General features: G+C 37.4%; 20 protein-coding genes. 6 read left to right on the top strand and 14 right to left on the bottom strand.

Annotation, left to right across the window (positions count from 1 at the left end):
• Positions 1–153: 153 nt before the first annotated feature.
• Positions 154–1,518, top strand: a complete 1,365-nt coding sequence (locus tag KTHG_RS17060; protein WP_126991243.1) for an amino acid permease — start codon at positions 154–156, stop codon at positions 1,516–1,518.
• 75 nt (positions 1,519–1,593) lie between these two features.
• A complete protein-coding gene (locus KTHG_RS17055) occupies positions 1,594–1,878 on the top strand; it encodes a DUF4293 family protein (protein WP_126991242.1) in 285 nt (94 codons plus the stop codon).
• Positions 1,879–2,014: 136 nt separating this feature from the next.
• Here KTHG_RS17055 and KTHG_RS17050 read toward each other — a convergent pair whose 3' ends face one another.
• From KTHG_RS17050 to lplA, 6 genes are all read right to left on the bottom strand, one after another.
• Positions 2,015–3,424 (bottom strand): long-chain-fatty-acid--CoA ligase, encoded by a 1,410-nt coding sequence (locus KTHG_RS17050; protein WP_139995624.1) that lies wholly within the window; start codon positions 3,422–3,424, stop codon positions 2,015–2,017.
• A 71-nt stretch (positions 3,425–3,495) separates the two neighbouring features.
• Positions 3,496–5,433 (bottom strand): FtsX-like permease family protein, encoded by a 1,938-nt coding sequence (locus KTHG_RS17045; RefSeq protein WP_255512494.1) that lies wholly within the window; start codon positions 5,431–5,433, stop codon positions 3,496–3,498.
• On the bottom strand, positions 5,399–6,172 hold the full coding sequence (locus KTHG_RS17040) for an ABC transporter ATP-binding protein (protein WP_139995479.1): 774 nt from the start codon (positions 6,170–6,172) through the stop codon (positions 5,399–5,401). The genes KTHG_RS17045 and KTHG_RS17040 overlap by 35 nt, the downstream gene beginning before the upstream one ends.
• Before the next feature lie 15 nt (positions 6,173–6,187).
• Positions 6,188–7,177 carry a sensor histidine kinase gene (locus tag KTHG_RS17035; RefSeq protein ID WP_139995477.1) on the bottom strand — a complete coding sequence of 330 codons (990 nt, stop codon included), beginning with the start codon at positions 7,175–7,177 and terminating at the stop codon, positions 6,188–6,190.
• Between the two features lie 2 nt (positions 7,178–7,179).
• On the bottom strand, positions 7,180–7,884 hold the full coding sequence (locus tag KTHG_RS17030) for a response regulator transcription factor (protein ID WP_126991238.1): 705 nt from the start codon (positions 7,882–7,884) through the stop codon (positions 7,180–7,182).
• A gap of 21 nt (positions 7,885–7,905) precedes the next feature.
• Entirely contained in the window at positions 7,906–8,898 is a 993-nt protein-coding gene (lplA, locus tag KTHG_RS17025) for a lipoate--protein ligase (RefSeq protein WP_126991237.1), read from the bottom strand.
• Between the two features lie 137 nt (positions 8,899–9,035).
• On the opposite strand from lplA, the gene yhfH reads away from it, so the two are divergent.
• A complete protein-coding gene (yhfH, locus tag KTHG_RS17020; protein ID WP_081715080.1) occupies positions 9,036–9,161 on the top strand; it encodes a protein YhfH in 126 nt (41 codons plus the stop codon).
• A 246-nt stretch (positions 9,162–9,407) separates the two neighbouring features.
• On the opposite strand, the gene KTHG_RS17015 is transcribed toward yhfH, so the two are convergent.
• The 6 genes from KTHG_RS17015 to hemE form a co-directional block, all read right to left on the bottom strand.
• Entirely contained in the window at positions 9,408–10,802 is a 1,395-nt protein-coding gene (locus KTHG_RS17015) for a sensor histidine kinase (protein WP_139995475.1), read from the bottom strand.
• A complete protein-coding gene (locus tag KTHG_RS17010; protein WP_126991235.1) occupies positions 10,802–11,479 on the bottom strand; it encodes a response regulator transcription factor in 678 nt (225 codons plus the stop codon). The genes KTHG_RS17015 and KTHG_RS17010 overlap by 1 nt, the downstream gene beginning before the upstream one ends.
• Positions 11,480–12,379 carry a YncE family protein gene (locus KTHG_RS17005; RefSeq protein ID WP_255512493.1) on the bottom strand — a complete coding sequence of 300 codons (900 nt, stop codon included), beginning with the start codon at positions 12,377–12,379 and terminating at the stop codon, positions 11,480–11,482.
• 149 nt (positions 12,380–12,528) lie between these two features.
• The gene (hemG, locus tag KTHG_RS17000; RefSeq protein WP_255512492.1) at positions 12,529–13,950 is read right to left on the bottom strand and encodes a protoporphyrinogen oxidase; all 1,422 of its coding nucleotides are present in this window, start codon (positions 13,948–13,950) and stop codon (positions 12,529–12,531) included.
• Between the two features lie 11 nt (positions 13,951–13,961).
• Complete coding sequence (hemH, locus tag KTHG_RS16995) at positions 13,962–14,894, bottom strand: ferrochelatase (protein WP_139995471.1); 933 nt, start codon at positions 14,892–14,894, stop codon at positions 13,962–13,964.
• 20 nt (positions 14,895–14,914) lie between these two features.
• Positions 14,915–15,961, bottom strand: a complete 1,047-nt coding sequence (hemE, locus tag KTHG_RS16990) for a uroporphyrinogen decarboxylase (RefSeq protein ID WP_139995469.1) — start codon at positions 15,959–15,961, stop codon at positions 14,915–14,917.
• A gap of 217 nt (positions 15,962–16,178) precedes the next feature.
• Here hemE and KTHG_RS16985 point away from each other — a divergent pair, with 217 nt between their 5' ends.
• Together KTHG_RS16985 and KTHG_RS16980 are read left to right on the top strand one after the other, a co-directional pair.
• Positions 16,179–16,724, top strand: coding sequence for an antibiotic biosynthesis monooxygenase family protein (locus tag KTHG_RS16985; protein ID WP_139995467.1), 546 nt, complete (start codon positions 16,179–16,181; stop codon positions 16,722–16,724).
• A gap of 59 nt (positions 16,725–16,783) precedes the next feature.
• Positions 16,784–17,953 (top strand): M20 metallopeptidase family protein, encoded by a 1,170-nt coding sequence (locus KTHG_RS16980; protein ID WP_139995465.1) that lies wholly within the window; start codon positions 16,784–16,786, stop codon positions 17,951–17,953.
• 89 nt (positions 17,954–18,042) lie between these two features.
• Here the strand turns inward: KTHG_RS16980 and KTHG_RS16975 are convergent, their stop codons facing one another.
• Together KTHG_RS16975 and KTHG_RS16970 are read right to left on the bottom strand one after the other, a co-directional pair.
• Positions 18,043–19,230, bottom strand: a complete 1,188-nt coding sequence (locus KTHG_RS16975) for an ABC transporter permease (RefSeq protein WP_139995463.1) — start codon at positions 19,228–19,230, stop codon at positions 18,043–18,045.
• Positions 19,223–19,963, bottom strand: a complete 741-nt coding sequence (locus tag KTHG_RS16970; protein WP_139995461.1) for an ABC transporter ATP-binding protein — start codon at positions 19,961–19,963, stop codon at positions 19,223–19,225. Before KTHG_RS16970 ends, KTHG_RS16975 begins: the two co-directional genes overlap by 8 nt.
• A 125-nt stretch (positions 19,964–20,088) precedes the next feature.
• On the opposite strand from KTHG_RS16970, the gene KTHG_RS16965 reads away from it, so the two are divergent.
• A complete protein-coding gene (locus KTHG_RS16965) occupies positions 20,089–20,508 on the top strand; it encodes an HIT family protein (protein WP_126991227.1) in 420 nt (139 codons plus the stop codon).
• Positions 20,509–20,693 lie beyond the last annotated feature (185 nt).

Genomic DNA, 20,693 nt, shown 5'->3' with positions numbered 1-20,693 from the left:
CTTCGCATACCATATCTTACCATACTCACTAAATTATCTAAGTTTTCTATTATGTTCTGAAAATTTATGTAAAAACCCTTGTCTTTGTCATGTATTTGTCACAGTTTTATGATAACATTGATAATGCAATTTCATAGCATCGGAGGCGTTTTTATGTCAAAACAGCAACCTGAACTTCAGCGAGGTCTGGAGTCAAGACACATCACGTTAATGTCGCTCGGTGCCGCTATCGGGGTAGGATTATTTTTAGGTTCTGCGGGAGCAATTAAGTTAGCCGGACCTGCCGTCTTACTGACTTACGCACTCGGGGGTATTTTCATTTTTTTCATGATGCGTGCACTTGGTGAAATCGCAACAGATCATCCTGTTGCGGGTTCATTCAGCCGCTACGCACAAGAGCTACTAGGTCCACTCGCTGGATTTTTAACGGGCTGGAACTATTGGTTCTTATGGATTGTCACATGTATGGCGGAAATTACTGCAGCAGGAATTTACATGCAGCTTTGGTTCCCGGATTCGCCAAAATGGATGTGGGCATTATTTGCACTTATCCTAATGACGATTATTAATCTAATCGCTGCAAAAGCATTTGGTGAACTGGAATTTTGGTTTGCAATGGTTAAAGTCGTAGCCATCATCTTTATGATTGTTCTAGGCCTTGGCTTAATCTTATTTGGCCTTGGAAATGGCGGAGATGCAATTGGTTTCAGTAATTTATGGTCACATGGTGGATTTATGCCAAATGGATTTGGTGGTATCATCGCCGCACTACCAATTGTTATGTTCGCTTACTTAGGAGTTGAAATGATTGGTGTAACGGCTGGAGAAGCGAAAAATCCGAAAAAGATAATTCCACGTGCAATTAATACCGTATTAATTCGTATTCTCGTATTCTATATCGGCGCATTAACGGTCATTATGGCTATTTATCCGTGGGATCAAATTACAGATGGTAATAGCCCATTTGTCATGATGTTTGAAAACGTTGGTATTCGTTACGCAACCGGAATTATTAACTTCGTTGTATTAACCGCTGCCCTTTCAAGCTGTAACTCAGGAATTTTCAGTACGGGTCGTATGTTATTTAATTTAAGTCATCAAAAGCAAGCTCCAAAAATTTTCGGAAAAGTTGGTAAAACAGGTGTACCTACAAATGCGATCTATATGTCTGCAATTGTTTTACTAATTGGCGTTGTATTAAACTACTTTGTCGATGAAAAGGTCTTTACATATATCACAAGTGTTTCAACATTTGGAGCTGTCTTTACATGGATTATGATTTTGATAACACAAATTAAATATCGTAAAACCTTATCGAAAGAACAAATAAATAAGTTATCATTTAAAATGTTCCTTTATCCATTTACGTCGTATATTTCGATTATTTTCTTCTTATTCGTCGTTATTTTAATGGCATTTAACGAAGGCACTCGTATCGCATTAATTGTCGGTCCAATTTGGATGATTTTATTGCTTGTTCTATACTTCGGTTACTATAAAAATAAAATGATTAAATAATCATTCATAGGCCCACAGCGCAAAAAGGACGACTGAGTTCGCGCTGTGGTTTATTTTGTCTAGGAGGGTAAAGTTGTGCAAGACACTTTTACATTATTCGAACCATTATTTTATTTTATTTTAGCACTATCACTTATCATGCTTGTACTGGCGATTATTCCAAAATATCGCTCGCGCTTTTATCAAATATTCTTTGGGGTTAGTAACTTAGTATTCATCATATTACTATTTTTCACAGAGGGTATTATTGTTGAAGAATTTGATTTAAAAGGTGATGAGGTAACTTTTTCACTTGGTATCATCGCTGTTACAATTAATATATTAGCTGTATACTTTGCCTTTCGTAAAAGAAAAGTATAAAAAGACACTGGGACAAAATACGTCATGTTCCTTTTTTAGCGTTCGCAACGAAAAACCGGAACCGCGCCGCAGCGCGATTCCGGTTTTTCTTATGCCAATAGGAGAGGTTGCTTTTACACGTATTTCTCAATCTCTTTTATAATTCATATTTTAAAATTTTTCCTGTACTATTTTTAGGTAACATCTCAATTTGTTGAATACGTACTGGACATTTATAGCGTACTAAACGTTTCGCACAATATGCTTTTAAATCTTCTTCATCTAGTTTCGTATTACTTACAACAAACGCTACAACTTCCTCATCTAGTTGCTTACTACGTTTTCCGACAACTGCTACCTCTGTTATATCTGGATGACGATAAAGGACTTCTTCCACTTCTTTTGGGTAGACATTGTATCCACCTACCAAAATTAAATCTTTCTTTCGGTCAATAATCGTCACATACCCTTCTGAGTCGATAAATGCTAGATCTCCTGTTCGTAGATAATGCCCTGTAAAAGCCGCAGTAGTTGCTTCAGCATTTTTATAATACCCTGCCATCACATTTGGTCCACTTACCGCAAGCTCGCCGATATGCCCTGTTGCTACTTCGCTTAATCCTTCATCTATAATTTTAAGCGACACATTTGGAATAGCCGTCCCTACTGTACCTATTTTAGTGCGCCCTACAGGATTAAAACATGTAACAGGAGAAGCTTCTGATAAACCATACCCTTCTGAAATTTGTATATTAAAGATACTCGCAAACTTTTCGTGAATGGCAAGTGGAAGTGGTGATCCTCCAGAAATAGCTAAACGCAAACTACTTAAATCTCGTTTCGTAGCTGCTTGTACCATATAGTTATACATTAATGGAACGCCTGCAAATAATGTTACTTGTTCACGTTCAATTGTATCGAGTACAGTAGTTGGACTAAACCGTGGTAAAATAATTAACTTCGCTCCAACAAATAACGGCGCATTCAAAGCTACAGTTAATGCAAACACATGAAATAACGGTAATGCGACAATAACGATATCCGTTGTCTTATATAAGAAAAACTGTGCAACATCTCGCGCATTACTATATAGATTTAAATGACTTAACATAGCTCCCTTTGGCTTACCTGTTGTGCCTGATGTATATAAAATTAGTGCAGTTTCTGTATCCGTCACATGCCAATTTGTAGGTTTACATCCTTCTACGTGATTAATCTCCTCAATCGTTGTATATGGTACTTTACCAATTCCATCCGTTGAAGCAACAATAGCATACCTAACGTCTCCATTATCTAAAATGTACGATAGCTCCGCTTCTGTATAGTCTGGATTTAAAGGCACCGCTACTGCTCCAATTACCCAAATAGCATATAGACTTTCCACAAATGCTCGATGGTTATCCATGATTAATGCAACATGGTGTCCTTTTGATACACCTTGTGTACGTAAATGAACGGCAATCCCTTCAACTCGCTCACATAAAGCCTCGTAATTCACTGTTTGCCCTTCAAATATGAGCGCAGCGCGATCTGGCTGCTGACTTGCTAATCGCTGTAGTAAATTCAACATGCGTCACCTCTTCTACCCTTTATTATACAAAAAAGGAATCGTACCCGAAACAGGCCGATTCCTCTATATTATTTTAAATGCGCTAAATAACGCCAACGAATCAAATAGAAATACAATAATTGTAGTCCAGTCATAATTCCCACTACCATAATAAGCGTTTTTGCAATCGATAAATCCGCAATACCTTCCCAAAATACTTGAAGGCCAATAAAAGCAAAACTGCTGTTAACTACTGCCACACCCCATGGTAAAAAGAATTGTGGAATAAGTTGGCGGTTTACCAGTTTACGTATTTCTCGATCTGTTACGCCCATTCGTCGAAGTGTCGTATACTGAACTTTGTCACGATCTAAGTTTGCATATAATTTAAAGTAAATAAAACTACCTGCTGCTAAGAAGAATACTGCAGAAGCTAAAATACCGATAAATAAAATGAGCGCAAAGGTTGAGCGTAGAATCTCGTAATCAATCCCATTATTTTTATAATAAAACGGCGTTGTTCCTTGGCTGTTCGTTAACGATGCCTCTGTCATAATATTATCGAGTGCATGCCCAACATATTGTGTAGCAGTCCAATCCTTAACAGTGAATGCGAAGATTTTATCAATGCGACTACCTGTATGATAGCCTTCTTTTAAATTATAAAGACGCGCATAATCATTACTCTCTACAACAATCGCATTAACACCCAATTGATCTTTTGAAAAGAAGCTGACAGGATATGCACCTTGAATACGAATATTCACATCATTTTCAACCAATGTTGTCTTTATATCTAATGTATTCAATGTTTTATACGCTTCATCTGAATATGGAATAAACATTGCATGACCGCGTTTCAAATCGATGGTGGGTTCATCTAATGCTTTTGCTAACTGATTAAATTGTTCCTCACTAACAACTTGAATTGCCTTGCCCGTTTTTGAAGACGTCTGTGGTTTCACTTCGATCATCGATAGTTGATAATCTAAATTGCGATCATTTAACTCATCTTCTAAACTCATCAAATGCTGATATTCATACGGATTATCAAGTTTACTAATATAAATCATACTAATTGGATTAATTTGATGATATTGATGTGTAAATGCCGACATCGAACTCAATGTACCTATCGCTAAAAATGATAACGTTGATACAATCGACGAAATAAAAAACATACGAGAATTTGCTTTTAGCATTTTTGCATACTCTGACCAAGCAAGTAAGCGATATTTACGCCAATAAATTTTCTTAGACTTCCTTAACAAATCAATTATAAATAACACCGCATCACTAAAGAAGAAATACGTCCCAATCATCATAATCGGTGGCACAACGAGCGCTAAAAACAGCAAATTACTTTTATCTACATTCAACATAATATAATAGGTTAAACCAAGTAATAAAAATCCTGTAATAGCACCCATTTTCGAATACGGCTGTGGTTGAATATTTTTATCTGTTCCACGTAATAAGTAAATTAACTCTTGGTCTTTAATTGTTAGAACACTTAAATGTGACACTACAATAAAGAGCGTTGCAAATGTCAAAATCGTTAGCATAAATGGTTTCCATGAGAAATAAATTGGCAATGCGGAAATCTGTAAAATTTCACGAATGACCATAAAGAAAAATTTTGAAAAAGCAAAGCCAAATAAAATCCCCACAATAATCGATGCAAAACCAATTAGCATCGTTTCAAGCGTTACTAGTTTATTGAGTTGCTGCTTCTCCATCCCAAGTTGCATTAAAACCCCAAATTCTTTCGAACGCGCTTCTAAAAAAGCACGCATCGAATAAAAAAGGAAAAAAAGCATAAACAACACTAAAATGATTTGTGCAAAGTACATACCACGAAATGCAATATCAATCATAAACTCATTTTCAACCTTAGGATGATACATCAACATCGAATAAATAAAAAACACCATCACCGATGATACACTAGCTAAGAAAAAGGCTGCATAAATACGATGATTTCGTACAACATTACGATAAGCGAACTGACGAAAACTCACCGACATGACCTCCTAGTAGGCTCAACACATTTAAAATGCGTTGGAAAAAGGTTTGACGATGATCTTCACGGTAAATTTCATTGAAATATTCGCCGTCCTTAATGAATAACACACGGTCGCAGTAACTAGCCGCAATCGGATCATGCGTCACCATAACGATGGTTGTATTATCTCGCTTATTAATTTTCCCAAGTAACTCAAGCACATCCTTCGATGAATTTGAATCTAAATTACCTGTTGGTTCATCTGCTAAAATAAGCGTCGGTTTATGAATAAGCGCACGCCCAATCGCTGTTTTTTGCGCCTGACCTCCTGAAATTTCATTAGGCAGACGATGTAAAATATCCTCCATGCCTAAATGATGTGCAAGCTCTGCAACGCGAGCTTCCATCTCTTTTACATTCATATTATCAAGCGTTAATGGCAACACCATGTTTTCTTCGACATTCAATGTTTGGAGTAAATTAAAATCTTGAAAAATAAAGCCTAATTCTCGACGACGGAAAAAAGCCAATTCATTTTTTTTCAATGTATGCGGATTGACACCATTGACTAAAATTTCCCCGGCTGTTGGTCGATCAACTGTTGAAATCATATTCAAAAGAGTTGTTTTACCACTGCCAGATGGCCCCATGACTGCGATAAATTCACCTTTTTCTACTTCGAAGCTTAACTGATTAATCGCACGATGCGTTACTTTGCCCTCATATACCTTTGTCACATCATTAATTTCTAAAATCGCCATTAAAAATCCCTCCACTTATGACAAATTGAATGTCACCGTTACCGTTGTACCAGCGTCAACTGCTGAATCAATTGTTAATGTATGGCCTAGCTTGTGACAAATCTCGTCTGCTAAATACAGCCCCATACCTGTTGATTCACCAGATTTACGACCATTTTCACCCGTAAAGAACGCTTTTTTTACACGTTTTAAATCGGTGGACGGAATACCTATCCCTTCATCACGCACATGCAACTTCACTTCATTTGCGGATGTTTCTGTTGTAATATACACTTTCTTACCCTCTTCAAATGTATACTTCACAGCATTCGTAATAAACTGGCCAATAATAAATTTCATCCATTTCGAATCCGTCATGACGAGCGTTTCTTCCGCGATCTCGACGTTTGGAAAAACTCGATTCGTAATAAATAAACGTTTGTTTTGATTGACGACTTCCATGACAAGATGTTTCAGATCAACCTTTTCAATATGCATATCTTCTTCAAATGTATCAAGACGCGCATTCATAAGTACCATTTCAAGCCCATGCTTTAAGCGTTCTACTTCTTCTTGTACACCTTTTTTATCAAGCTCATCTGGATCTTGTAACATCAACTCTAATACGGCAAGCGGCGTCTTCATTTGATGCACCCATTGATTCATAAACTGAAGATGACGATTTTGCGTTGCATACAATTCCTGCGCTTCAAGCTGATAAATACGATACAATTCATGCACATATTCTTCACTCTGAATTTGCTCAGCTGTTTTACCGGTTGATTGTAGCGCATCTTCCATTGTGTTAGGCACTTGTAGAATCTTTTCATAATAGCGTTTACGAATAATATAACGAGCCGCTAAAAACGTACTTGTTAGCATCAATGTAATTAAAATCGAATAAATTGCTGTATTCATATCACGGAAACCATCTAGCCAATATAAAACTAAAATAAAACCTACTAGAAAGATTTCAAATATAATAATCGATACATGTTCGCGCAAGAACAACCACACTAATTGCATCGCTACACTTCCTGACTATTCAGTACGAAACGATAGCCTGCACCTCGTACCGTTTCAATGGTTGATAGTACATTGTAATCTGCTAGCTTTTTACGCACGCGTGTCATGTTCACATTTAACGTATTTTCATCTACAAAAGCTTGGTCATCCCACAGCTCTTCAAGTAAACGTTCACGTGAGACTACTTTTGGAGATTCCCCCATCAATAGCTCCAAAATAACACTTTCTTTCTTTTGTAATGCTAGTTGATCTGTTTTCGTATGCAGTTCCATGCGTTCTAAATAAAGCGTTAACTGTCCTAACTTAATCGTGCGTTCTTCTTGCTTTGCCGCATATTCGCCATATGTACGGCGTAATTGGCTTTTAATTTTTGCTAGAACAATTTCGTAATGGAATGGTTTTGTAATGAAATCATCGCCACCATTCTCAAGCGCAAAAATTTGATCCATCTCGCCTGAACGAGCTGAAATATAAATAATTGGTACCGTCGTAAACTGACGTAGTTGACGACACCAATAAAACCCATCATAAGATGGCAAGTTTATATCAAGCAGTACGAGATGAGGGTCGAACGCTTTAAATTCTTCAATAATCTGATCGAACATTTCCACTGTTTTCACTTCGTAGTGGTACTTGCGAAGTGTATCTGCAAGCATATTTGCGATTTTCATATCGTCTTCTACGATTAAAATCCGGTGGGTATTCATCGATTCTCCCCTCCATTTCTGTTAATACATTAATTCAACAAAATCTTCTAATGATGTGCCCCCAAAATAGCGCGGTACATCGATTTCTTTTAAAGCCTCAATAATTGACTCTTTTTCATAACGTTTTCCTACTAACGCCTCTTCAATGTCCTTCATATCGCCAATGCCGAAAAAGTCACCAAAGATATGGACGTCTTGCATAATACCTTTGTTCACAGTTAAGCGTAAATCGATAAAGCCCGATGCAAATTTTTTCGAACGTTGAATGTTGAATTTTGGTGATTTACCGTAATTCCATTCCCATTTTTGATAACGTTCTTCTGAAATTTTATGGATTGCAGCCCAGTCTTCATCTGTTAAATCATAGTATTTTACATTATCTAAGCCACCGAAAATTGATTTTAAAATTTCTAATCGGAAATCTTCAACTGTCATCGATTTATCTTCTAACATTTCTATCACATTCGTTACACGTGAACGTACAGATTTAATCCCTTTTGACTCGATCTTTTCTTTTTTCGGACGTAGCGCATTTACGACTTCGTCAATATTTGCATCAAACATTAATGTGCCATGGCTAAACATACGACCGTTTTTTGAAAACATTGCATTCCCTGAAATTTTACGACCATTTGCTAAAATATCATTACGACCAGAAAGCTCTGAATCAATGCCCATATTTTTAAGTGCATCTACTACAGGTTGCGTGAATTTTTTAAAGTTTTGGAAGTTGTCACCGTCGTCAACTGTTAAAAAGCTAAAGTTTAAATTTCCTAAATCGTGATAAACTGCACCGCCGCCTGATAAGCGACGCACAACAATAATTTCTTTTTCATCTACATAGTCTGTATTGATTTCCTCAACTGTATTTTGATTACGGCCAATGATGATTGATGGCTGGTTAATATAGAAAAGTAATAATCCCTCATCAACATTTAAATTATTTAATGCATACTCCTCAATTGCTAAGTTAATACGTGGGTCATGAATACCCTTATTATCAATGAATAACATGGAATAAATCCTCCCTTTTTCGTTCTATAAATATTTTAACTTAAATTTGATTTTTTGTATTGACTTTTAATCTTCTGTTATAATACAATAAGTAACAACAAATCAGTAATATAACAGATTGAAGGAGGAGAATGAATATGTTAGAAAACGTAGTAGAATTTTTCAAAAACTTACCAGCTAAGAATTGTGCAGAATGCGGTGAAAAAATTGAGGAACAAAGTGAGTGCTACTCTAACACTTGCGAAAAATGCAATTCTCTATAAACCTTAATCACTGACTATTACTGTATTAATCGCTACCCCAATGGCTATTAATACTCTCATTCATAAATTTGTCGTTTAAATACTTTATGAATCTATAATTAAATCGCTTAACGAAAAGAGGACACGCCCCCAACGTGTCCTCTTTTTTTCGTAGTAATACAGTTTTATGCTTTTTTCACTGCTAACTCTACTGTTCTTTACTATTAATTAAGACGTATAAAAAAAGAACTGTAGTAGCACAGTTCTTTACATGTCTTCAAACGCATATAGTGGCAAATATAATGTCACTGTTGTCCCTTTGCCAACTATACTGTCGATTTTCCATGATCCATGATGCACTTTTATTAATTGATCAACAATCGAAAGGCCAAGACCACTGCCGCCATCACTACGACTTCGCGCCTTATTCACACGATAAAATCGCTCTGAAACATGTGGTAAATCTTTTGCTGGTATCCCTATTCCATAATCTTTTACTTGTAACTTCGCCGTCTTTCCTTCTCTACAAGCAGAAACAAATACAGTTGTTCCAGCATCTGAGTAGCGAATCGCATTTTCAATCAAATTAACAACGATTTGTTTCAACTTTTCTTCATCCGCTTCAACAATTAGTTCTTCATCAGCCTCTACAACGAGCCTCATTTGCTTAACCTGCGCTCGCTGCTCTGCTAACGCTGTCGCCTCGCGTAACGACTCGGCCAATACAAGTGGCATCAGTTCGATTTTTTCGATTTGCTCTGCACGAGACAATTGTAATAATTCTGTTGTTAGTTTTTCCATACGTTCCGCTTCTCTCGCTATTAACCCCAGTTTTTCATCACAATCTTCTTTCGGAATAAGTCCGTTCGCTAGTGCTTCACTATAGCCTTTAATATAGCTAATTGGTGTCCTAAGCTCATGTGAGACATTTGCCAAAAATTCTTTTTGTTGCTCATCACTTTTTTGAATAGAGGTAGCCATTTCATTAAACGTCTGTGATAACTGACCAATCTCATCCTTCGATGTCACTTTTACACGTGTTGTGTAATCACCATGAGCCATATCATGTGACGCCTTTTGCAAGCGTTTAAGCGGCTTCATAATAACTCCAATACCTTTTATTGTAATAAAGGTCATAAAGGCTAAGAAAAGCAATGCTGCAATTATAATGAGTGTAATATCTTTCGAGGCTAGTTCTGTAATCTTTTCGAGCGGAAAATATAAATATAAAATTCCTTCTAGTCGTTCATTATCAACAAGTGGCACAACAACTGAAATTAATTGTCGATCAAAGCGTTTCTCATAACCTTGCTTCGTCACTGTATTCCCTTGCAATAATTGCTGCCTTTCTTCCGGTCCAATGAGTGTATCGTATTCTATATCAAACGGCACACAAGCACTTAGCTCACGTGGATTTCGTACTGCAAAAACATTTATATTTGAATACATATTATAGCGGTCAACTGCTTCCACAAAATCATCTGCTACTTTACCACCTTCATACATGCCTGTAAGTTTGGTGCCGACTTCAATCATAGATTGCTTTGTATCTTGCACGTACAAACGCTCATATAAAAAATTAGTTAAGGCGTACATGAAAAGTACTGTAAATACTAAAAAAGAAACGACTAACAGCCAAATTTTTGTCGATAGCTTTTTCATTATTGGTCACATCCAAAGCGATAGCCTATTCCCCAAACAGTTTGAATATATCTACTTGCAATCTTTCCTAATTTTAAGCGTAATGTTTTGATATGTGTATCAACTGTACGTGTACCACCTTCATAATCATGCGACCATATTTGTGTTAATAATTGTTCACGTGTATAAACGATATTCGGATGTTTCATAAATAAATGTAGCAAATCAAACTCTTTCATCGTAAGCGACACGCGCTTCCCATCATAGGTTACTTTACGCGCAATTTCATCAAGTATAAGTTTTTCATAATGTATATTCGATGAGGTCTGGTGTATAGCGCCTGCACGACGTAATACCGCTTCGATACGTGCTACTAATTCTTCTCCGCTAAACGGTTTGACAATATAGTCATCTCCACCAAGACGCAAGCCATGAACTTTATCCTCATTTGCATCTTTTGCTGTTAAAAAAATAACGGGTACATTCGATATCTCCCGAATCTCTGCACACACCTCAAAACCATCTTTTCCAGGCATCATCACATCAAGTAGCACAAGATCGATATCTAATTGTGCCAATAAATCAAGCGCTTCTTGACCATTTGATGCCTCGTATGTTTTTAGGCGATCTTTCTGTAGCATAATGCGTACAAGCTCTCGCATTGGTTGTTCATCGTCTACAATTAAAATCGTCGTCATCTACTTTTCCCTCACTAACAATTGAAATGGTCCAGTACCAACTGTTTGGCTACGCTCTACTTCTGTCCCATTTGTCCAATAAATTTTATGATCATCATACCCTGCCACAATAATATGTCCTGAAAAGCTTGCAAGTGTAAATGGATTTGCGCCAACTTCCTTACTTGAAATCTCTTTACCGTCTGTATCTAGCTTATGCAGCACATTCTCGCCATGACTCAATACATAAATCGCATTATTATCCTTTAAGAAAGCAATCGGCATCATTGGTAGCTTCACTTTTTTTAGCATATCACCTGTTTTAATATTAAGTCTTACTACATTGTCATTTGGTGTACTGCCTGAACCATGTCCACCAATCCATAATTCATTATTAACAACTACTAGACCATTAGATGACGCTGGAATTTTCCATTCATGCTGTTTTTGAAGTGTTTTTGCGTCTAATACACTCAACATTGTATCTTTAAAATTCACGACAAATAATTGATGGTTATACCGTATCATCGACATCGGATACTTTCCTACCTTTTGCGTTGAACGCTCTTGACCGTTTTCATCATATGCGGATACTGTATTAGTCCAGCTATTCGCTAAATAAACAAGCTTCGTCTGCACATCATAAAGCGCATTTGTAGTCCCTTCACCTGTTTCTATTTCAGTTACTCTTTTCCCTGTACTTAATTGAAAAATATCAGCATGTTCTAGGTCATGACCATATAATAAAATGCGGTCGTCGCCAATCAATGTCGCGCCACTATAAGCTTCTGCAAGTGGCCATACCGCAAGCTGCTTCCCCTTTGAATCAATAAAATCAATCGAGGGCTCTTGAATATTCACTGATGCAATAAAATCTGTTTGTGTATCAATCTCTGAATATGCAGAATGATTGCACGCCACAAGCAAACTGCTAAGAAACATTATTCCAAGTAATTTAAACCGCACAATCATTCCTCCCTTTCCTTTATTGTAACGAATCGTTGTGAAATGTCTGTGAACTATTAGAGAAAAATAAAAGAGGCTCGCCTAAGCTTGCCTCTTTCTATCATTTATTTAAATAACTCATCTAATAATTCTTCTGCATTCTTCATTCCTTGCTCAATGCACTTTGGCAAGGAAATGCCTTCATAAGAATTACCCGCAAGGCGAACAGTTGGAAACGCCTCATAGAGTTCTTTTTTCGCATGCTTAATTCGGTCAATGTGGCCGATTGTATATTGTGGCATAGAATCTTTCCATCTCGATACAACCGTTTCAACTGGCTGCTCTGTTACACCAGACAATTGCTTCAAATCCTCAATAACTGTTTTTTCAATTTCGCTATCCGATAATTCAACAATGGCAGCATCACCCGTGCGACCGATATAACAATTCAGTAATGTATATCCTTTTGGCGCAATATGCGGGAATTTCATCGTTTCATTTGTAACGGATGTTAACGAATAATCGCTATTACGTGACATATAAACATCAGTACCATCAAACTCTGGTAACGTCTCGTCTTTAAAAATCATCGAAACAGAAGCTACTGTATTGGATGGAATACTTTTTAAATCTTGTAATAATTGTTGCTCGCTAAAAAGTTTTTGTGCTGCCTGGTGAGGCGTCGCAATAACGACCCCATCTACTAACAGCTTTGATTTATTATTGAGCGCTAAACAAACACGGTCGTTTGATTTCTTAATTGATTGCACACGTACACCCTTCATTAGCTGACCATTAAATGCATCTGCAAGAGCATCAACGATAATATCCATTCCATTTGTAAATGTTTGCACAGAAAAAGCATTATGCTCCTCTGTAAATGTACGTGGATCCATTGATGTTAACTCACGGCGCATTCCTCGCATGACACTTCCCGTTTCCTGCTCATATTGTAGCAAGGTTGGTAATGTCGCTTGAAGGCTTAGCTCGTCGATGTCGCCAGAAAACACACCCGATAGAAAAGGCTCTATTAAGTTTTGTACAAATTCTTCGCCAAAACGTCGGCGCATAAATTTCCCGAGAGATTGATCCCCATCAATCCTGCTCGGTGGCAGAATCCAATCTGCTGTAGCTCGTACTTTTCCGCTCCACGACACCAAGTTCGATGCCATAAATGGTTTGATTTGTGTTGGAATCCCTAGAATAGTGTTCTTTGGGACTGGCTGCAGTTCTTTGTTGTTCACCGCAATATATGTTTTTGCATTCGCTGTTTGTACTAGGTCATGATCAATCCCTAATTTTGTCGCTAAATCTAAAACAGTATGATTGCGGTCAATAAAAGAATCTGGCCCGCGTTCAATTATAAAACCATCCTTGCGTAGCGTTTGAAGTTTCCCACCTAAACGATGAGAACCTTCTAATAATACGATTTCTAATGGATAGTGATGTAATTTCGCCTGTTCCTGCAAATAGAACGCTGCCGATAAACCGGTGATTCCGCCACCGATTATGGCTACCCTTCGCGTATTGTCAGTCACATGTATCATCACTTTCTATCCTATTTCGCGAACGCTTTCTGAACGGCATCTGCCATAGCATCAATGAATAAAGCATTGTCATTTGGCATTGCTGGACGGTGATAGTTCGCACCTAATTCTTCACATACTGTCTTACATTCATAGTCATTGTCATAAAGTACTTCTAAATGTTCTGCAACAAAACCAACTGGTACATAGGTGAATGAACGGTACCCTTTATCATTGTATAAGTCACGTGTTAAATCTTGTACATCTGGGCCTAACCAAGGATCTTTTGTTTGTCCAGCTGATTGCCATCCAAATGCAACATTTTTCAAACCTGTACGTTGTTGTAGTAAATCTTTTGTTTCGAATAGTTGATCTGCATATGGGTCACCCATTGCGATAATTTTTTCTGGAAGAGAATGCGCACAAACAACTAAACAAGCTGTTTCACGTTCTTCATCTGACATCCCATCAAATTCAGCATTAATTTTTTCAGTCCAGTATTGTAAGAATTTTTCTTCCTTATACCAGCTATCGATGCCTTTAAATTTGAAGTTTGCATCTAATGTTTGAGCTTTTTCGATTGCACGTGTGTGATACGCTTTAGTTGAGAATGATGAAAAGTGTGGTGCTAATACGATACCAACAGCTTCGGTTATACCATCATTAATCATTTGTTCAACTGCATCTTCAATAAATGGTGCAATATGTTTTAAACCGATATACACTTTATATTCCACTTCATCTTGTACTTCATTTAAACGAGCACCTAATGCAGCTGCTTGTTTTTCTGTCGTTGCTGCAAGTGGTGAAATACCACCGATTGCCTGGTAGCGACTACGTAAGTCTTCGATTTGTGCGTCTGTTGGACGGTGTCCGTGACGAATATGTGTGTAGTATGGAATTAAATCTTCGTCTTTTTGTGGTGTGCCGTATGCCATCACTAATAAACCAATTTGCTTTTTCATTATTGTTGTCACCTCAAAAATTATTTTTTCGCGATTTGTTCGCGGCTATAATCATGGATTAATGTTGTTAAACGTTTTAATACATCTGGATCAACAGATGGGAATACACCGTGACCTAAGTTGAAAATATGCCCAGGCGTTTCTAATCCTTGGTCGATAATTACTTTGGTACGCGCTTCAAGAACATTCCAATCTGCTAATAGAAGCGTTGGATCTAAGTTTCCTTGCACTGGCTTTGTGATTCCCATTTGACGTGCTTGCTTAATTGGTAAACGCCAATCTAATCCAACCACATCAAGCGGTAGCTCCTGCCAATCAAGTACAAGGTGGCTTGTGCCAACCCCGAACATAATCATTGGTACGCCTTCATCTTTTAATTCATTAAAGATTCGTGTCATAACAGGCTTAATAAAAATTACATAATCTTCATGGCTTAATGCGCCTGCCCATGAATCAAAAATTTGGAATGCTTTTGCACCAGCTTGAATTTGTGCTTTCAAGTCTGTAACAATCATATCTCCTAATTTATCCATTAGTTTAAACCATGCTTGTGGCTCAGATACCATAAATGATTTTGTTTTCGCATAGTTCTTTGATGGACCGCCTTCAATCATATAACTAGCAAGCGTAAATGGTGCACCTGCGAAACCGATTAACGGTACATTTAATTGTTCTTCTGTTAAAAGTTTAATCGTATCTAATACGAAGGGCACATGCTCTTCTGGATGAAACTCACGTAAATTATCAATATCCTTCGCTGAGCGAATTGGATTTGAAATAACAGGACCCACACCAGCTTGAATTTTCACATCAACGCCCATTCCAGGAAGAGGCGTTACGATGTCTTTGTATAAAATTGCCGCATCAACATTGTAGTTTTGTACGGGTAAATGTGTGACATACGCACAAAGTTCAGGTTGATGTGTAATTTCCTCAAGTGAGTATTTCTCTTTAATTTTGCGGTATTCTGGTTGTGAACGACCGGCTTGGCGCATATACCAAACAGGGGTATGCTCCGTGCTCTCACCACGAGATGCACGTAATAAAGTATCATTAAAAACTGTCATATCTGTATTTCTTCCCTTCTCTCATTTCTAATTTTACATAAAAAATCCGACGTTTGTATCCATTGTTCACTATAATCTTTCAATGCCGCGATGTATAGTTTTCGGCTCAATTTGTCATATAAATTTCTTAAAACGTGACAGAATTTTGTCGGTTTCGTTTCACCTCTCTGTTATAAGGTAATATAATAAATACACTATTAAATAAAGGGGTATAACCATGACAAATTTATATATTGCAATTGGTACAGCCGATTTCATGCAAACGCTTAAAGAAAAGTATAAAAAAGAACAAATGATTTTAGCACATAATGAAATCAATTCAATTTTGCTTCATGAAACCGATAAAAAAACAAAGTTCGCAGCACCCAAAAAATATGAGGTTGTTGCGTCAGAAGGTCAGCTTGAAGAACACGGCTTTTTTGCAGTAATCTACGTATCTATTATGCAAGAACAACATCAAGTATTTGAAGATCGTTTTAAACGGCGCCAACATGGCATCGGTAAAGAACCTGGCTTCGTTGCATTCCGTTTATTACGTCCTTTAAATGATACAGATTACGCTGTTTTAACAGAATGGACAGGTGCCGGGTCATTTGAAGCATGGAAGTTAACAGATGATTATAAGGATGCCATCGCTAGTTATCAGGAAATTGGCACAATTAATATGAACAGTCAGGCATTTGAACCAACACTCTTTACAAAAACGTATACAACAAATCTTGACGATGTTGACTTCCCCGATGAGGATGACGAACGCCGTTAATAAATAAGCTGGCCAATATGGTCGGCTTTTTCAATATACAAAAAGAAAGTGGGGATTTTATGGATTTTTATCGAGAAATTTCAGATGCTTTTGAAGAAATGCGCCAAACACGACGTTTTTTACATATGCACCCCGAACTGTCGTTTAAAGAAACAAAGACCGCTGCTTTTATTACCGCACAATATGATGCCATGGGTGTCCACTACGAATCAAACTTTGGTGGAGGCTATGGTATCGTTGCACGAATTAATGGCGCAAACCCAGGTAAAACAATTGCGCTTCGTGCAGATTTTGATGCACTACCTATTCATGACCAAAAAGAGGTTCCATACCGTTCCCAAACAGACAATGTTAGCCATTCTTGTGGCCATGATGGGCACACTGCAATGCTTCTTACGATTGCACGTATTTTAAAGCGTCATGAAAAAACGATTAGTGGTAACTATGTTCTAATTCACCAGCCCGCAGAAGAACATCCGCCAGGTGGTGCTATCGACATGATTAAAGCAGGTTGTTTAAATGGTGTGGATGCTATATTTGGAACACATCTCTGGTCACTTTTTGAAAGCGGTCATATTTATACAACACAAGGTCCACTTATGGCAGCCGCCTCCAACTTTAACATTACATTAATCGGTAAAGGCGGCCATGGTGGTGCACCACAAACTTCTGTTGATGCTATTGCGTTGACCGCTACGGTTATTCAACAGCTTCAGCAAATCGTTTCTAGACGACTTAATCCATTATCTCCAGCAGTTCTTTCAGTCGGTGCAATAGAAGCTGGCGAGACCTATAATATCATTGCAGAAAAAGCCATTTTAAAAGGCACTGTACGCGTATTTGATGATGAAACTAAAAAAGAAGTTTACGACGAAATGACGCGTATTTTGCAAGGTATTTGTCTGAGTGCCGGCGCTTCCTATGAACTTAATATTATTGATGGGTATCCACCGGTTATTAATGATGATCGCTGCGCACAATTCTTACATGATTTTGCTTACTCAGTGCCTGCTGTTATCGATAGTCATTTTATTCAGCCGTTGATGATCGGCGAAGACTTTGCATATTATCTAGAGCAAGTTCCTGGCGTTTTTTTCTTGACTGGTGCAAAGCCAAAAAGTGGTATTGCTTACCCACATCATCACGGTAAATTTGATTTTGATGAAGAAGCAATGATTGTAGGCGCACAAACAATGCTTGGCGCTGTATTGAAATATCAAGAAACATAATAAAAAGAAGGAACCACGTCAAATTGACGCGATTCCTTCTTTTCTTATGCATATCTTTTTCGGCTAGGAATTTCTTTAACCTAGCTTCTTTATTTTGATAAACGCAATGTCACTTCACCAACAACTAAAACGATAAGAGCATAGACATAAAAATAGGGTTGCATAATGCTTGCTAGTAAGACAATAACTGCCTGCGCAATAATAAAGTATCGCACGATTTTAACCGCTGCTTTTTGACGTGACTCTTGTGGTAATGGATACAACATACTCATCGTAAATTCATGCGTTGATGCAATCGCCTGCTTCAGTTGAATAGCAACCGCAAATGCAAGTGCTGCTGAAATAATCGCTCCTGCAATCGTAATGTCTACAAAAGCAACAATAAGCGCATTAATAACCACTAAACGCAGCCATAAGTAAAAGTGATCATCCGTACGAATAACACTACGGAATAAATAATATTCAAATGTTGTTTTATGCTTTTTAGGTACCATATTATATAGGAAGTCAAAATATGGGCGACGTTTAATACTGCCATGCACTTGTGGTACATCCGTAAAATAATTCGCAAAACGATAAATACCCATCATACGATTATCTTCAAGTGCTACAAAATGTTCGTAAGGAAATGGTTGCTTCACGATATTCTTTTTATCTACAAGCCATAGTGCAATAAATAATACAACTGCAATAACCAGCACTAAATAAAGTCCTGTCAAAACACCCCATAATGCGGCTCCATTTAATACATAGCGTACAAGACGATTCAACCAAACATGCTCACCCGCTTTATTCCAGCGATAAGCAAATTCAGCTTGAATATTAAGCCATTTTAAGACAATCGTCACAATAAGACCTGCGACAATTTGTGACACTTCTAACTCTGTTACTTGTCGCAGCATCGGCCACATCACAATATAGACAATTACTGCGATAACAGCCTGTGTTGTAAATGTAAACCTTAGTGCATGTTTGAAATAGACACCGAGCTTTGTTTCAAGCGGTAATAAATACACTTCATCAGGTTTTTTTAATAAGGTAACAGGTCGACTAAGCATTAAGAAAAATGCCACGATAAGCGTTGCAATTTCAAGAGATGGTGTATTTATATTACCATGGTTAGCATCTAGCCAATGACTATATTGATATCCGCCTGCTCCCATTAAAAAGACAATGACAATAGCCATATGTCCTGTAAAAATATAGCGCATATACTTTTGAAGTTCTTCCGTATAATGCGCTGACCGTTTACGCCAAACATCTTCTAAATTACGCATCTAGCTGTTCCTTCGTCATTTGAATGTATAAATCGTCGAGTGACGCATTTGGCATATGGAATGATTGGCGTAAATCATCCATTGTCCCAAATGCACGTACACGACCTTCATGAATTAATAAAATCTTATCACAGTGCTGTTCAGCTGTTGCAAGAACGTGCGTAGACATTAAAATAGCTGCACCGTCCTTTTTCTTTTCATCCATTTGCTCTAATAGTAAACTAATCGCAAGTGGATCAAGTCCTAAAAAAGGTTCATCAATAATGTAAAGTGATGGGTTGACTAAAAATGCACACATGATCATTACTTTTTGGCGCATTCCTTTTGAAAAATGTGATGGAAACCAATTCAAACGTTTTTCCATACGAAATTCTTTTAATAAAGGTGCAACGCGTTCTTCCATAATATTAAGTGGGATATTATAAGCCATTGCTGTCATTTCTAAATGCTCACGTAATGTTAATTCGTCATATAGTACTGGTGTTTCTGGAATGTATGAAAATGATGTACGATAAACATCCATATTTTCTTGCATCGTTTTCCCGTTAATACGAATTTCACCTTTTTGCGGCTGCATCATTCCAATAATATGTTTAATCGTTGTACTTTTCCCCGCTCCATTTAAACCAATTAAACCCACAAGCTCCCCAGGTTCTAGCGAAAAATCCAAACCGTGAATGACCGGCTTACGCGTATAGCCCCCTGTTAAATCTTTTACTTCTAAAACTGTCATTAATATCGTCACTCCATTTCGAGTCGTACTTTTCAAACTCCTGCCATTAGTTTAGCAAAAATCATCCTATCACGCAGTTGTCATATGGTAAAATAGAAACAAATCATTGAAAGGTGTGAATTTACATGTCAGATTGTCTATTTTGTAAAATCATTGCTGGAGATATTCCAAGCACGAAAATTTATGAGGATGAGCATGTATTTGCCTTTATGGATATCGGTCCATTAACAAAAGGCCATACATTACTTATTCCAAAAGAACATGCAGCAAATGTTTTTGAAATGTCAGAAGAAGTTGCAAGTCATCTATTCTCTGTCGCTCCCAAAATTGCAAATGCTATTAATAAAACGTTCAATCCAGTCGGCATGAACTTATTAAATAATAATGGTGAAGCTGCTGGACAAAGTGTTTTCCATTTTCACCTACATTTCATTCCTCGCTATGATGAAACAGATGGCTTTAAAGCTACATGGAATACAAAACAAGATGAATTTACACCAGCGATTTTAGCTGAGCTTTCTGAAAAAATCAAAGCAAATCTATAAACTGTACATAACCTCGCATAATGCGGGGTTTTTATTTTGACAAATTATTTTTCAAAATGTTCACGCTTTTGAGATTTGGAACCTTGCTTTTACATGCTTCGAAATGTAGAATCATAGTAAGTTTCGCTAATGCTCATAGGAGATATTAGGAGACAAACACAAGCATAGCTTAGGAGAGATGAGAT

Origin of the sequence: Kurthia sp. Dielmo, assembly GCF_000307285.2 — a bacterium.
Classification (GTDB): Bacteria; Bacillota; Bacilli; order Bacillales_A; family Planococcaceae; genus Kurthia; species Kurthia populi.
The sequence above is the reverse complement of the archived record's forward strand: the minus strand, read 5'-3'. Positions and strand labels throughout refer to the sequence as shown.